The organism is Mycobacterium sp. (assembly GCF_040509115.1).
Classification (GTDB): Bacteria; Actinomycetota; Actinomycetes; order Mycobacteriales; family Mycobacteriaceae; genus Mycobacterium.
This window is the reverse complement of sequence record NZ_JBEVLO010000295.1, coordinates 1-13367: the sequence shown is the minus strand read 5'-3', so window position 1 is coordinate 13367 and position 13367 is coordinate 1. Positions and strand designations below refer to the sequence as shown.

11 protein-coding genes, 1 tRNA gene and 1 pseudogene are annotated in these 13367 nt (G+C 67.2%); 6 read left to right on the top strand and 7 right to left on the bottom strand.

Features of this window, described 5'->3' with window-relative positions; translation table 11 throughout:
* Together ABW137_RS20445 and menJ are read right to left on the bottom strand one after the other, a co-directional pair.
* On the bottom strand, positions 1 to 1138 hold a 1138-nt coding region (locus ABW137_RS20445), incomplete at its 3' end, for an ATP-binding protein (RefSeq protein WP_526403261.1).
* Between the two features lie 162 nt (positions 1139 to 1300).
* Positions 1301 to 2503, bottom strand: coding sequence for a menaquinone reductase MenJ (gene menJ / locus ABW137_RS20440; RefSeq protein ID WP_526403262.1), 1203 nt, complete (start codon positions 2501 to 2503; stop codon positions 1301 to 1303).
* A gap of 114 nt (positions 2504 to 2617) precedes the next feature.
* On the opposite strand from menJ, the gene grcC1 reads away from it, so the two are divergent.
* The 4 genes from grcC1 (at position 2618) to ABW137_RS20420 (ending at position 6932) form a co-directional block, all read left to right on the top strand.
* Positions 2618 to 3625 carry a nonaprenyl/(2E,6E)-farnesyl/geranylgeranyl diphosphat synthase gene (gene grcC1, locus ABW137_RS20435; RefSeq protein WP_526403260.1) on the top strand — a complete coding sequence of 336 codons (1008 nt, stop codon included), beginning with the start codon at positions 2618 to 2620 and terminating at the stop codon, positions 3623 to 3625.
* 73 nt (positions 3626 to 3698) lie between these two features.
* Positions 3699 to 4577, top strand: a complete 879-nt coding sequence (htpX, locus tag ABW137_RS20430; RefSeq protein WP_526403259.1) for a zinc metalloprotease HtpX — start codon at positions 3699 to 3701, stop codon at positions 4575 to 4577.
* 78 nt (positions 4578 to 4655) lie between these two features.
* Positions 4656 to 5192 carry a hypothetical protein gene (locus tag ABW137_RS20425; RefSeq protein ID WP_526403258.1) on the top strand — a complete coding sequence of 179 codons (537 nt, stop codon included), beginning with the start codon at positions 4656 to 4658 and terminating at the stop codon, positions 5190 to 5192.
* Positions 5193 to 5255: 63 nt separating this feature from the next.
* Complete coding sequence (locus ABW137_RS20420; protein ID WP_526403257.1) at positions 5256 to 6932, top strand: hydroxysqualene dehydroxylase; 1677 nt, start codon at positions 5256 to 5258, stop codon at positions 6930 to 6932.
* A 4-nt stretch (positions 6933 to 6936) separates the two neighbouring features.
* Here the strand turns inward: ABW137_RS20420 and ABW137_RS20415 are convergent, their stop codons facing one another.
* The 4 genes from ABW137_RS20415 to ABW137_RS20400 form a co-directional block, all read right to left on the bottom strand.
* The gene (locus ABW137_RS20415; RefSeq protein ID WP_526403256.1) at positions 6937 to 7815 is read right to left on the bottom strand and encodes a DUF5995 family protein; all 879 of its coding nucleotides are present in this window, start codon (positions 7813 to 7815) and stop codon (positions 6937 to 6939) included.
* Positions 7816 to 7837: 22 nt separating this feature from the next.
* On the bottom strand, positions 7838 to 10630 hold the full coding sequence (locus ABW137_RS20410) for an AAA family ATPase (protein ID WP_526403255.1): 2793 nt from the start codon (positions 10628 to 10630) through the stop codon (positions 7838 to 7840).
* A 67-nt stretch (positions 10631 to 10697) separates the two neighbouring features.
* The gene (locus ABW137_RS20405) at positions 10698 to 11723 is read right to left on the bottom strand and encodes an NAD(P)H-dependent glycerol-3-phosphate dehydrogenase (RefSeq protein WP_526403254.1); all 1026 of its coding nucleotides are present in this window, start codon (positions 11721 to 11723) and stop codon (positions 10698 to 10700) included.
* 129 nt (positions 11724 to 11852) lie between these two features.
* Positions 11853 to 12344 (bottom strand): YajQ family cyclic di-GMP-binding protein, encoded by a 492-nt coding sequence (locus tag ABW137_RS20400; protein ID WP_526403253.1) that lies wholly within the window; start codon positions 12342 to 12344, stop codon positions 11853 to 11855.
* A gap of 100 nt (positions 12345 to 12444) precedes the next feature.
* Between ABW137_RS20400 and ABW137_RS20395 the strand changes: the two genes are divergently transcribed.
* Together ABW137_RS20395 and ABW137_RS20390 are read left to right on the top strand one after the other, a co-directional pair.
* A tRNA-Tyr gene (locus ABW137_RS20395) sits at positions 12445 to 12527 on the top strand.
* A gap of 249 nt (positions 12528 to 12776) precedes the next feature.
* Positions 12777 to 13067, top strand: a complete 291-nt coding sequence (locus ABW137_RS20390; protein ID WP_526403252.1) for a hypothetical protein — start codon at positions 12777 to 12779, stop codon at positions 13065 to 13067.
* Positions 13068 to 13157: 90 nt separating this feature from the next.
* On the opposite strand, the pseudogene ABW137_RS20385 reads toward ABW137_RS20390, so the two are convergent.
* Positions 13158 to 13367 (bottom strand): annotated as a pseudogene (locus ABW137_RS20385) (hypothetical protein); the annotation flags it as partial.

The following is a 13367-nucleotide window of genomic DNA, read 5'->3' as shown; positions in this document are numbered from 1 at the left end:
GGGCCCGCGCGACGACCGCAGCGGTATCGAGGGCCTCCAGGGTTTCGGGGTCGGCGCTCGGCGATGCCAGGGCGAGGTGGCGGGCCCGTAGTTCGGGGTGCTCGATCAGTCCGGCCAGGGTGCGATGCATCTGTCGGCGACTGGCCGGCCGGACGATGCTGTACACGCCGCGGGCCAACAGTGGGTGAGCGAACCGGACGCGGTTGCCGACGATCTGGACGACGCCGCTGGTCTCCTGCACCTCGAGGAGGTCGACGACGCGTTCGGGGGACCGGCCGGTGGCCCGGCTGAGCAGGTCGACCGTCGGGCCGCCGATGCACGCGGCGGCGAGCAAGACCGTCAGGGTGTCCTCATTGAGCCCGCCGAGTCGTCCCCGCATGAGCTCCGACAGCGAACCCGGCAGGACGGGGTCGCCGGTCTGTGACTGACCGTCCATCGCTCGGGCCAGTTCGAGGGCGTAGAAGGGGTTGCCTCCCGACAGGTCCGCGATTCGCACCATTGTGGGGCGGGGGAACGTCCTGCCGAGACGGTCGGCAATCACCTGGTGCAGGCCGCCGAGGCTGAGCGGCGTGACGCGCATGCGTTCGACGCCGTCGGGGCGGTTGGAACGCAGCCACGTGGCGCCCCCCGATTCGGATTCGGTGCGCTCGGTGACGAGGACGCCTACCCGCCCCTTGAAGCGTGGAGTGCTGAACGCGATGACGGCTTGGCTCGAATGATCCAGCCACTGCAGATCGTCGATCGCCACGATGACCGGAGTCTCCGCGGCGAGCAGATGCACGACGGACAGGAAGGCTGCGGCAATCGTTCGCTCATCGGTGATGGGGCCGGATCCGTCACCGCGCAGGAGGGCGCGGTCGATCGCCACGCGCTGCAAATCGGGGAGGTGCTCGAAGGCCTCGGGTTCGACGCCGTCGAGCAGATCGGCCAGCACGGCGTACGCCAAAGCCGATTCGGTCTGGCTGGCGCGCGCCGAGAGCACCCGATATCCGCGGGTTCGGGCTTCCTGAAGGGCATTCGACCACGCCGTGCTCTTGCCGATTCCGGCTTCCCCGTCGATGACGAGGATCGCGGGGTGCTGCTGTGTGGACTCCAGGAACGCGGCCACCACATCTGATTGAGACGTACTGTCACCCACGCTTCCCAATTCCCCGTGTTGCACGTTTGGCAAACGACCGGCCTCACCCGCCCGGGTCGTCCCCGACTCGGGGTGGGGCATCAGAATCATATGCGTTCGCCCTGTTCTCCGCCGGTGCTGCGCGACAACGCGCGGGCCCCCCGACGGTGAACGGATGCTCACTCAGGTGAACGGTTTACGCGCATCCAACCGTCGTGAACCCGCCCCCGCCCGACGCCACGCTCTGGCGACCCAGTCGGCGTCCTCGTCGGTGACGAGGTTGCCCATCACGCGAACGGCAATGCCCATGAGGAAGTGGGAGCGCATCGCGATGGGGCCGACGGTGGGTAGGAAGCGGGGGACGGTGAGGAGCAGGGCGAGGCGGCGGGCTACCGAGAAACCTGCGGCGTAGTGCCGGTGCAATTCGGCAGGCCAGGCCTCGGAGAAGTCGCCGTTGCCAAGCAGTTCGGCGGCCATCCGACCCGTCTCGAGGCCGTAGTCGATGCCCTCGCCGTTCAGCGGGTTGACGCACGCGGCCGCGTCGCCGATCAGCATCCAGTTCGGACCAGCGACGCCGGAGACAGCACCGCCCATCGGCAGCAGCGCCGAGAGGGCCGCCCGCGGTTCACCCGAGAAGCCCCACTCGTCGCGGCGAAGCTTGGTGTAGTGCGACATCAGCGGCCGCAGCGCGGCGTCTGAGGGTCGCTTGGCGGTGGCCAGGGCGCCGACGCCGATGTTCACTTCACCGTTGCCCAGCGGGAAGATCCACCCGTAACCGGGTAGCACCTCACCGGACGGGGCGCGCAGTTCGAGGTGCGACGTGATCCACGGTTCGTTGCTGCGGGGCGTCTGGAGGTAACCGCGGATCGCGACGCCGTACACGGTTTCCCTGTGCCATTCGCGGCCGAGCGCACGGCCCAGCGTCGACCGGGCGCCGTCGGCCACGATCAACTCCTGGCACCCGACCTCGCTGCCGTCGTCGAGCGTCACCGACGTCACCCTTGCGCCTGAATCACGGGAGACGCCAACGGCTTTCGTGCCCAGGAGCATCTGTGCGCCATCGTCGACGGCGACCGAGCGGATTCGCTCGTCGAGTTCGGTGCGGGGGACTGCGCTGCCGGTGGCCGGGAACGACGGGCCAGGCCATTCGATCTCGACGTCGGCGCCGAAACCCGACATGCGCAGCCCGCGGCTGCGGACCTTGCCGTCGAGCCACGGGCCAAGGCCGAGCAATTCCAGTTCGGCGACGGCGCGCGGAGTCAACCCGTCGCCGCAGGCCTTGTCCCTCGGGAAGGTCTGCGAGTCGATCACCAGCACGTCGCGGCCGCGACGGGCCGCCCACGCCGCCGCGGCGGAACCGGCGGGTCCGGCACCTATTACGACCACGTCGGCTTTTCTGCCATCCCCGGTCGCTCCGCTCCTGCCCTCCGTGCCAACTTCCCCGGTCGCTCCGCTCCTGCCCTCCGTACCCGCGTCCACGCCCCCCAGTATGTTGGAGCAATGAAGACACCAGCGACCGTGGTCGCGGGCGTGGACTTCGGTGACGCCATCTTTGCGGCAAGTGTCCGCGACGGAGTGGCGCGCATCGAAGACCTGATGGCCACCGAGCTGGGCAGGGCCGATGAGCTGATGGCCGAGGCCGTGCAGCACCTGTTCCAGGCGGGCGGCAAGCGGTTCCGTCCGCTGTTCACGGTGCTGTCGGCGCAACTGGGCCCGGAGCCCGACGCGTGGCAGGTGACCGTCGCCGGTGCGGTGATCGAGCTGGTGCACCTGGCCACGCTCTATCACGACGACGTCATGGACGAGGCGCAGGTACGTCGCGGCGCGGACAGCGCCAACGCCCGCTGGGGCAACAACATCGCGATTCTGGCGGGTGACTACCTATTCGCGACGGCGTCGCGGCTGGTTTCGCGGCTGGGCCCCGAGGCGGTGCGCATCATCGCCGACACGTTCGCGCAGCTGGTCACGGGCCAGATGCGGGAGACGCGCGGCGCGGCCGAGCACGTTGACTCCGTCGATCACTACCTCAAGGTGGTGTACGAGAAGACGGCCTGCCTGATCGAGGCGTCCGGCACCTTCGGTGCCACGTTCTCCGGGGCCGACGAGCAACAGATCCAGAGGCTGGGCAGGCTCGGGGGGATCGTCGGCACGGCCTTCCAGATCTCCGACGACATCATCGACATCGACAGCGATCCCGACGAGTCGGGCAAGCTTCCGGGGACAGATCTGCGGGAGGGCGTTCACACGTTGCCCGTCCTGTACGCGCTGCGGGAGAGCGGTCCGGACTCCGACCGGTTGCGCGAGCTACTCGCGGGCCCCGTTGAGGACGATGCCGACGTCGCCGAGGCATTGGCGCTGTTGCGTTCGTCACGAGGCATCGTCGAGGCCAAGGCGACCGTCGCGCGGTACGCGGCCGAAGCGCGCGATGAGCTGGCCAATCTGCCCGACCTGCCGGGGCGGGTGGCGTTGGCGAACCTGGTCGACTACACCGTCAATCGTCACGGTTGATCGGAACCTTGGACGCAGTGCCGAGCGTTTAGGTCAGCGAAGGGTTCAAGGTTTCGAGTAGGAGGGGTCACCCATGACCTGGCATCCACACGCGAACCGGTTCAAGACGTTCCTGTTGCTGGCCGTTTTCTCCGGGCTGATCGTGTTCGTCGGGGCGCTGTTCGGCCGGTCGATCATGTTCCTGGCCGTGTTGTTCGCCCTCGGCATGAATGCGTGGGTGTACTTCAACAGCGACAAGTTGGCGCTGCGGGCGATGCACGCTCAGCCGGTCAGCGAGGTGGAGCGGCCCGACATGTACCGCATCGTGCGGGAGCTTGCCACGATGGCCCACCAGCCGATGCCTCGGTTGTACATCAGCGACACCGCGGCGCCCAACGCCTTCGCGACGGGACGTAATCCGCGCAACGCCGCGGTGTGCTGCACGACGGGGATCCTGCAGCTCCTCGACGAGCGGGAGTTGCGTGCGGTGCTCGGCCACGAGCTGTCGCACGTCTACAACCGCGACATTCTGATCTCGTGCGTGGCGGGGGCGATGGCATCGGTGATCACGGCGTTGGCCAACCTCGCGTTCTTTGCCAGCATGTTCGGCGGCAACCGCGATGGCGGCACCAATCCCTTTGCGATTCTTCTGGTTTCACTGTTGGGTCCCATCGCCGCGACGGTCATCAAGCTGGCGGTGTCCCGGTCGCGCGAGTATCAGGCCGACCAGTCCGGCGCCGAGCTGACGGGTGATCCACTGGCCTTGGCGAGTGCATTGCGCAAGATCAGCAGGGGTGTCGAGCTGGCACCCCTGCCGCCGGAGCCGCAACTGGCCGACCAGGCACATCTGATGATCGCCAACCCGTTCCGTGCCGGTGAGAAGATCGGCAAGTTGTTCTCCACCCACCCGCCCATCGACGAGCGCATCGCACGGCTCGAGCAGATGGCGGGTCGAGGGCCCGGGCAGTACTGAGCCGCACGTTTGCCACCGTCGCATAAGGCGTCTGGCGGTATGTGTGCATGCCGACACGGCACCGTCTATGGTGATCCGATGCTGAACAGAATCCTGATCGGCCTGGTAGCTGCGGGGGCAGCTGTCATCGGCGTGCCAGGAGTGGCCGTCGCTGAACCAGAACCAGCGCCGCCCCCGCCTCCCCTCAACGTCAACGCGCTCGCCTCCGTCAAGCCATCCGAGTACGCCATGCAGGACGGCGCCATCTACGCGTTCGCGGTGCCCGGTGACATCGCCTGCGTCATCAGCCGCGGCACCGGCAACTACGGGTGCAGCGGACCCATCCCTGCGGCCCCCAATGGCGCGAACGTCGTGACGGGTGGCCAGACCGGCCCGCCAGGGTTCGCCAACGCCGATCGGCCGCTGTACGTCTTCGAGACGCTGCCCAAGCGACTGGAGCCCGGCACCAAGATCGGCTTCCGCAACGTGTCGTGCGGTACGGACGGCACGGTCACGTCGTGCATCAACAGCTACGACCAGGGTGGCTTCATCATCAGCCCGGCTGGCAGCTTCGTGCTCAACCCGACGAACCCGTTACTGGACCGGCCGGAGAGCTCCAACCCGTACTTCAACTGACATCCGTTGCGAATAACCCCATTTCACCACTGAGTGGCCGTACCGCCCGCTTATCATCGGCGGGTGACTTCCGTGGCAGTACTGGGGGGCGGAGTCGGCGGCCTTAGCGCTGCCCACGAACTCGCCAAACGTGGCTTCGACGTAACCGTGTACGAGGCGCGCGACGAGTTCGGCGGGAAGGCCCGGTCCATCCCGGTTCCGGACTCTGCCGTGCCCCCGGGTGGCCCGTTGCCGGCGGAGCACGGATTCAGGTTCTTTCCCGGCTTCTACCGCCACATCAACGCCACCATGGACGAAATCCCGTTCGGCGACCAGACCGTCAAGGACAACCTCACACCCGCCACCGAGATGTTGATGGCTCAGGACGCCGGGCAGAACGAGATGGTCGCTCCGACCCGGTTTCCTTCGACCTTCGGTGACCTCGGCAGGCTCGCCAGGTTCGTTCACACGATCGCCGTGCGGATGGGAATTCCTCTGCACGAGTACGTCTTGTTCTTCAACCAGCTCATCGAGTACCTCTCCGCATGCGATGACCGACGGCTGGCCGAATTCGAAGTCGTGGACTGGTGGACCTTCGTCAGGGCCGAGCAGTGCTCGAAGGCATACCAGGAGTTCCTCGCCAAGGGCATGACGCGCGCCCTCGTCGCCGCCCGCGCCGAGGAGATGTCGGCGCGTACCGGGTGCGCGGTGCTCTGTCAGCTGCTGCAGGACATGGCCCGGGTCGACGGGGTCGTCGACCGGGTATTGAACGGACCCACCAGCGAGGTGTGGATCGAGCCATGGCTGCAACTGCTTGACAACGGATACGGGGTGACGTTGGTGCCGGGGCATGCGGTGGTCGGGATCCACTGCGACGACGGCGAGATCGCCGGGGTGACGGTCGAGAACGCCGTCGGCAGGCACCAGATCGCGGCCGACTACTACGTGGCGGCGATGCCCGTCGAGAAGCTGGTGCCCCTCGTCGACCAAAACCCGGAACTGGTGGCCCTCGAACCGCGGCTCGGTCGCCTCGGAGAGTTGGTCACGCGGTGGATGACCGGGGCGATGTACTACCTCGACGTCGACGTGCCCCTCGTCCACGGCCACGTGATCTTCCTCAACTCCAAGTGGGCCCTGACGGCCATCTCCCAGCAGCAGTTCTGGGAGCTCGACTTGGAGAGCCGCGGCGATGGTCGGATCGAAGGCATCCTGTCCGTGGACATATCCGATTGGGACACACCGGGACTCAACGGTCTGCCGGCCAGTGCGTGCACCAGGGAGCAGATCCTCGACGAGGTGTGGGCGCAGATCGTGGCTCACATCGACGACGGCAGCCTGGTCGAGTCGAACGTGCTCCACCGTTTTCTCGATCCGGCGATCCACTTCGACACCGAGACGGGTACGCCCTCGCGCAACGACGATCCGCTGTTGGTCAACACGAATCGATCGTGGCGGAATCGGCCCGACGCGAAGACCGAGATTCCCAACTTCGTCATCGCCGCCGACTTCGTCCGTACCAGTACCGATTTGGCCACCATGGAAGGTGCCAACGAAGCTGCGCGGCGTGCCGTCAATGCCATTCTCGATGCGGAGGAGTCTGCCGAAGAGCGTTGCGACACGTTCGATCTGGACGAGCCCGCGTTCTTGGCGCCGTTCCGGGCGATTGACGCCGTGCTGTGGAGGTTGGGTGTCCGCGGTGCCCGGCCCGTCCCGGTCCGGGTGAACGAGGCGGGCAACCTTGCGGTGAATCTGCCGAGTTAGCGACTCAAGCCAAGAACTTCCGGTTGGTCGGGGCGGGATGATCGGCGCCCTGGTTGAGGCGGGCGATGACGGCCCTGACGTCTCGGCATTCTTCGCGGGCGATCAGGCGCACCAACCAGCCCATGGCGCCGGGTGGGGCGAGGTACTCGGTCCCCAACCAAGCGGCCCACCCATCGCGTTCGTCGATGAGTGCCTGAACGCGTTCCTCGTCCCCGTCCGCGTCTGCCAGCGTCAGGGCGAAATACCAGGCCAGGTCGCGGAACACCACCAACAGTTTGTTGATCGCCAAGATCTCCGTCTCGTCGGGGATCACGGCGCGAATCCGCTGGATCCAGGGCGACAGGTCGCCGAGGGCGACCAGCACCGACTGCACTTGGCTGGCGAGGACCCTGTTCACCTGATCGAAGTCGGAGCGCAGCCCGTCCATGTTGCCGCGCCCGACCAACGACGCCGCGATGCCGAGGTCGAGGTTGATGTGTGCATCGACCGCAGTGAGCAAGTGCTGGAAGATGATTGGCCCCGGGTACTCGAGGCCGACGAAGTGGCATCGCCACACCTGGGTGGGCTTCTCTGAGTCGCGAGGCTCCAGGTAGGCGTTGAGAGCATCGAAGTACCGCTGCGCGAAGATCATGGCGAACTCGGCCATGACGGCCGGATGCTCGAAGTCCTTGGCCTTGATGGCCGCGTCGATGGCGATGGTCGCGCGCTTGTACATGACGGCGAAGTAGCCGATGCCGCTGGGCTCCTTGATCGACCACGCGATGACGGTGTCGAAGTTGGCGATGACGTCGTTGAGGTTCTTCGCCTTCGGCAGTCGGGTGGGAGTGCTTGCCGGCGGTGGTGGCGCGGGCGTTGCGGCACGGGGTGACTTCTTTGCTGCCATGCTCAGAATTATGTCCGGAAGGTCACTCGGCCGAGGGCGATTGCTGCAGTCGCCTTCCGAGCTCCGTCCGAGACCGGATGCCGAGTTTGGCGTACGCCCGACTGAGGTTCGTCTCGACCGTCTTGGGGTGGATGAAGAGCTGGGCGGCGATGTCCCGATTGGTCATTCCCGATGCGGCGAGCTCGCAGACACGGCGTTCGGACGGGGTCAGCTGAGCCGCGTCGGCCATCCGGACGTTGGTGCGGGCCAGCTCTTCTCTGGCTTGGTTTGCCCATAACGGCGTACCCATCTCCTCAAACGCGGCCAGCGCGGCCGAGAGCGTCCCGTGTGCTGCAGTCTTCTGTCGTCGCCGACGTTGCAGCTTGCCGAGCAGAAGGGTGGTTCTGGCCTGCTCGAACCGCATGGCCGTGCGATCGTGCTGGGTGAGTGCGTACTGTGCGGCGTCGATGGCTGCGGCGACCTCGCCCTTGGCCGCCAATGCCATCGCGCGGCACCGCGCACCCGCCGAGATCATCCACGGGCGATCGAGCGCGGCGCCGTTGCGTTCCAGCGCCGTAATCAGCGGCTCGGCGTCGTCCAACCGGTCGAGGGCGATCATCGCCTCGGCCGCGTTGGGCAGGTACCAGCACGCCATGATCTCGGTGCCTGGCACGATGCCGAGGCGCTCGATCAATGGGTCGAACGTGCGCAGCGCCTCGGCGTTCTTACCGAGGGACAGTTCCATGAATCCCTTTGCCATCATTGGCCATTCGGCCATCCGGGGGGCGTCGCAGGCGTGGGCCGACGCGAGCGCGGCGTCCGCATCCGCCAGCGCGTCCTTCTCGCGACCCGTGTGCGCGAAGACCGATGCGCGGATGGACAGCGCGATGACGTCGACGGCGCCGCTGCCGAGCTGTTCTGCGCGCTCGACCGCTTCGTCGGCAAAGGCCGTGGCGGCGGCGAAGTTTCCGCTCCACATCTCGATGAGCGCGAGGTAGGACGACACGTTCATCACGTTGTGGTCGGAGCCGCGCTCACGGTAATGCTCGCCGACGGCGATCATCTTCGTCCTGGCGTCGTCGAGCCGTCCGACGTAGGCGTCGATGAGCGCGTCGCAGGCGCTGGCCTTGAAGGGGATCGGTACGTCGGCGTCGTGCGGTTCGAGTTCCAGTGCGCGGCGCAGGCTCTCGTCGTCGATACCGTGGCCGTGCATGAACTGGGCGGCGACCCAGTGGGTGAGGGCCTGGCTTTGCAGACCGGGCATGCCGGACTTCTCGGCGACCTCGACGGCCTCGCGGGCGTTGCGCATGACCTCGTCGAACATCCCCTGCGGCGGGGTGCCCTCGGCGAACGCGCCGTGCCCCTGGGCGAACGACAGATGCATCAACGTCTGCACCAGGATCGGCGGGACGTCCTTGGAGTCGTCGACGGCGCGGGTGAGGAGGTCCGTCGCCGTGACGAAGTTGTTGTCGTAGATGCGGATGGCGGCGAGCAGGTTCAGCGCGATGGCGCGCAGCATTCCTGGCCGAAGTTGGTCGACGATGGGGGTCAGTAGGTTCTCCGCGTGATCGGTGGTGCCCGCCTGAAAGTGATCGCCTGCGGCGCGGACCCGTCGCCACGGTTTGTCGCCGCCCAGTCCGATGGCGAGGTCGAGCAACTCGGCCGCGGCGGCGGGGGCGCCGCGTGCCCTGGCGGAGTCGGCGGCGGCGTCCAGGGCTGCCAGGGTTGCCTCGTCGTGGCTCGTCGTCGCCAACGCCAGATGCCGCGCGCGCAACTCGGGTCCGTCGACGATGTCGGCCAGCGCGCGGTGCATGGCGCGTCGGGCGGCTGGTGACGCATCGGTGTAGACACCGTGCGCGAGCAGTGGATGAGTGAACCGAATTCGGTTGGCCGCGATGGTGACGATGCCGTCGGTCTCCACGCCTGCCAACAGCTCGAGCAGTTCGTCGGTCGTGACGGCATTGAGGCGGGCCAGCAGGTCGATGGTCGGTGCGGCGACAGATGCAATGCCCAACAACGCGTTTCGGACGTCGTCGTCGAGACGGCCGATCCTCGAGCGGACCAGCTCGGACAGGGTCTCCGGGAGCGGAGGTTCCGACGACAGCGGCCTGCCCGCCATCGAGCGTGCCAATTCCACCGCGTAGAAGGGGTTCCCGCAGGAGATGCCCTCGATGCGCACCATCGCACGACGGGGCAGTGACCGCCCAAGCCGACTCGAGATGAGTGAGTGAAGCGCTCCGAGGCCCAGCGGGCCGACTCGGCTGCGCCTCAGCTCCGAGGGATGATCGAGCCGGAGCCAGGAGCTGGTGGTGTCCTTGCCCAGATCGCACCGCTCGGTGGCGAGGATGCCGATGGGGCCCCGCAGCCGGCGTGCGGCGAACGCGAGGATGGTGCGGCTCGACGGGTCCAGCCACTGCACGTCGTCGACGGCGATCAGCACGGGTCCGTCGGCGGCGAGGGCAGAGACGATCGAGACGAACGACGCCGCGGCCACGCGATGATCGGTGACGAGCGGATCCCCCTCGGCGCGCAGCAGCACCCGGTCGACCGCAAGTCGCTGCAGGACGGGCAGGTGCGCGAAGGCTTCCGGCTCCAGGTCGCCGAGCAGGTCGGCGACCCCGGAGTAGGCCAGGACGGTCTCTGCCTCGGTGGCCTGCGCGGCGAGCACGCGGAAGCCGAGCCGCTGCGCCTGGTCGAGGGCATCCAGCCACAGCGTGGTCTTGCCGATGCCCGCCTCGCCCTCGAGGACCAGGACCGTCGGTGCCGACCGTGCCGCGGCCAGGAAGCCACCGACGGCGTGCCGCTCGGCCGAACGGCTGAGGACGCGAGTGGTCACGATTCGATGATCGCAGCAAAGGATCTAGATCGATGCCTCAACGTCGAGATTTCACCCGCAGGAACGGTCAGAAGCCCGAGCCGTGCACTTCGTGGCCGGGCTTCTCGGCGGCGAGTCCGCGATAGGCGTCCTCGACGGTGGCGCCGTGGTTGATGACGCCGTCGACTTCGCGGGCGATCGGCATGTTCAACTCGTACTTGTTGGCGAACTCCATGATGACGCTGGCGGCCTTCACGCCCTCGGCGACCTGGTTCATCGACGCGATGATCTCGTCGATCGGCTTGCCAGCGCCCAGCTGCTCGCCGACGTGGCGATTGCGGCTGCGCTGGCTGGTGCAGGTGACGATCAGGTCGCCCATGCCCGCCAATCCGGCAAAGGTGTCACGGTGTCCGCCCATGGCCTCGCCCAGCTTGGACATCTCACGGACGGCGCGGGCCATGACCATGGCGCGGGTGTTCTCGCCGATGCCCAGCGAGTAGCCCATGCCGACGGCGATGGCGTAGACGTTCTTCAGCGCGCCTGCCATCTCGACGCCCACCACGTCGTCGGTGGTGTAGGTGCGGAAGCGCTTGGTGCGGAACAGCTTTCCCAAGTTGGCGGCCAGATGCTGGTCCGGCATGGCCAGGACTGCCGCGGCGGCGTAACCGTCGGCGACCTCGCGGGCGATGTTCGGTCCTGCCAGGATTCCGGCCGGGTGGCCCGGCAGCACCTCGTCGACGATTTCGGACATCCGGTAGTTGGTGCCCTGCTCGAGACCCTTCACCAGCGAGACCACCGGGACCCAGGGCCGCAACTCCTTGGCCAGCTCCTCCAACACGCCGCGGAAGCCATGCGACGGCACCCCCATGACGATGACGTCCGCGCAGTTGGCCGCCTCGGAGAAGTCCGTGGTGGCGCGCAGCGCCTCGGGGAGCAGGACGTCGTTGCCCAGATAGCGGCTGTTGCGGTGGTTGTCGTTGACGTCGGCGGCGGTGTCCTCGGAACGCACCCACTGCAGCGTCGGGCCGCGGCGGGCACAGATGGAGGCCACCGTGGTGCCCCAGGACCCTCCACCGAGGACGACGACGTTGGGTTCGCGTTGCGCTGGTGCCATGGCGATCAGGGTATTGCCGACGGAAGGTGCGGGAGGGCGATTCGAGCGTTGCCGCGGCGTGCCGTGGCTACCCGGCGACCATGGGCCGCACGGCGGGATTCGTGCTGCCCACCGGACGTGCGCCCCGGACTAGCGGTAGTTGACGAACTGCACCGCGAACTCGAGATCGGCACCGCGCAGCAGGGCTTGGACGGCCTGCAGGTCGTCGCGTTTCTTGGAGCTCACCCGGATCTCGTCGCCCTGGATCTGCGCCTTGACGCCCTTGGGGCCCTCGTCGCGGATGAGCTTGGTCACCTTCTTGGCGTCCTCGCTGCTGATGCCCTGCTTGATGCTGCCGATCACCTTGTACGTCTTGCCCGACGCCTGCGGGTCGCCCGCGTCGAACGCCTTCATGGAGATGTCGCGGCGGATCAACTTCTCCTTGAAGACGTCGACGGCCGCCTTCACGCGCTCCTCGGTGGAGGAGACCAGGATGATGCCCTCCTCGCCCTGCCACTCGATGGTGGTGTCGGTGCCTCGGAAGTCGAAACGGGTGGACAGCTCCTTCGCAGCCTGGTTCAGGGCGTTGTCGACCTCTTGACGGTCGACCTTGCTCACGACGTCGAACGATGAATCCGCCATTGGTTCCGTCCCCTCTCGGTTGGTGCGTTTTCGTATTGGGACCATCCTCGTTGTACCCTGCTACTCGCACCAAACCCGGGTCGGGATTGGCGCAGCACCCGGCAGGTTGCCCGAGCGGCCAATGGGAGCGGACTGTAAATCCGTCGGCTTACGCCTACGCAGGTTCGAATCCTGCACCTGCCACACTGGTCAGGCCCCCTTTCGAGGGGGCCTGACTGCGTTCTGGGAGCTGCGCAGCGCGCCAAACTCGTCGGTGTGTCCCCCAAATGGGTGACACACGGTTCATCCTGGCTAGGGACCGTTCAGCGGACACCGGCCAGCCCACCCGTCGAGCACGCTTGCATCACGGCCGCAAGACCACGGCTCGCTGCGAAGAGTCGCTGACACAGGCGATTTCGTCGCTGCTCCCGCTCTGATGACGAGGACGACATCATGACGACCACCACCGAGAAGCCAGCAGGCGCGGACTACGTCGCTCCGTGGCAATACGACCTACCGATCCCGTCACGGCCCTTTTTCGGAGTGGCACGCGGCATCAGCGGCCGGACGATCGTCGTGGGCACCGTGGGCCATCAGTGGGCGGACGGGTCCGTCGTGTCCCCGGGCAGCATCGAGATCGTCGGGCGCCCCGATGGCCTGACCAGTGGTCAGGCGCGTGAACTGGCCGCAGCGCTGCTCCAGGCCGCCGACGAGGTCGACGGGTGGTTCGCGGATCAACCGTGACGCCTTCCGAGGCGGCTTCGCCTCGGCAGGCGCGGGGCCGTCAGAGCCGGAGGGCCCGCCCGGCCTGGACCTCCTCGTTGACGCCCGGTCTCACACTTGCAAGAGGCGGTCGAAGAAATCCCGGTAGCGCTTGAGGGCGACGCGCAGGTCCTCGGTGGAACCTTCCTCGCCACGACCCCATTGTCGTTCGAGGTTCGAGCGTGCGTCGGCGAAGCCGTCGACGAGTTGTGCGACGACATCGGCGACCAGACCGTCGGCCTTCTGCACGCACGCGCGGGGGTCGTCGACGAAGTCTGCCTG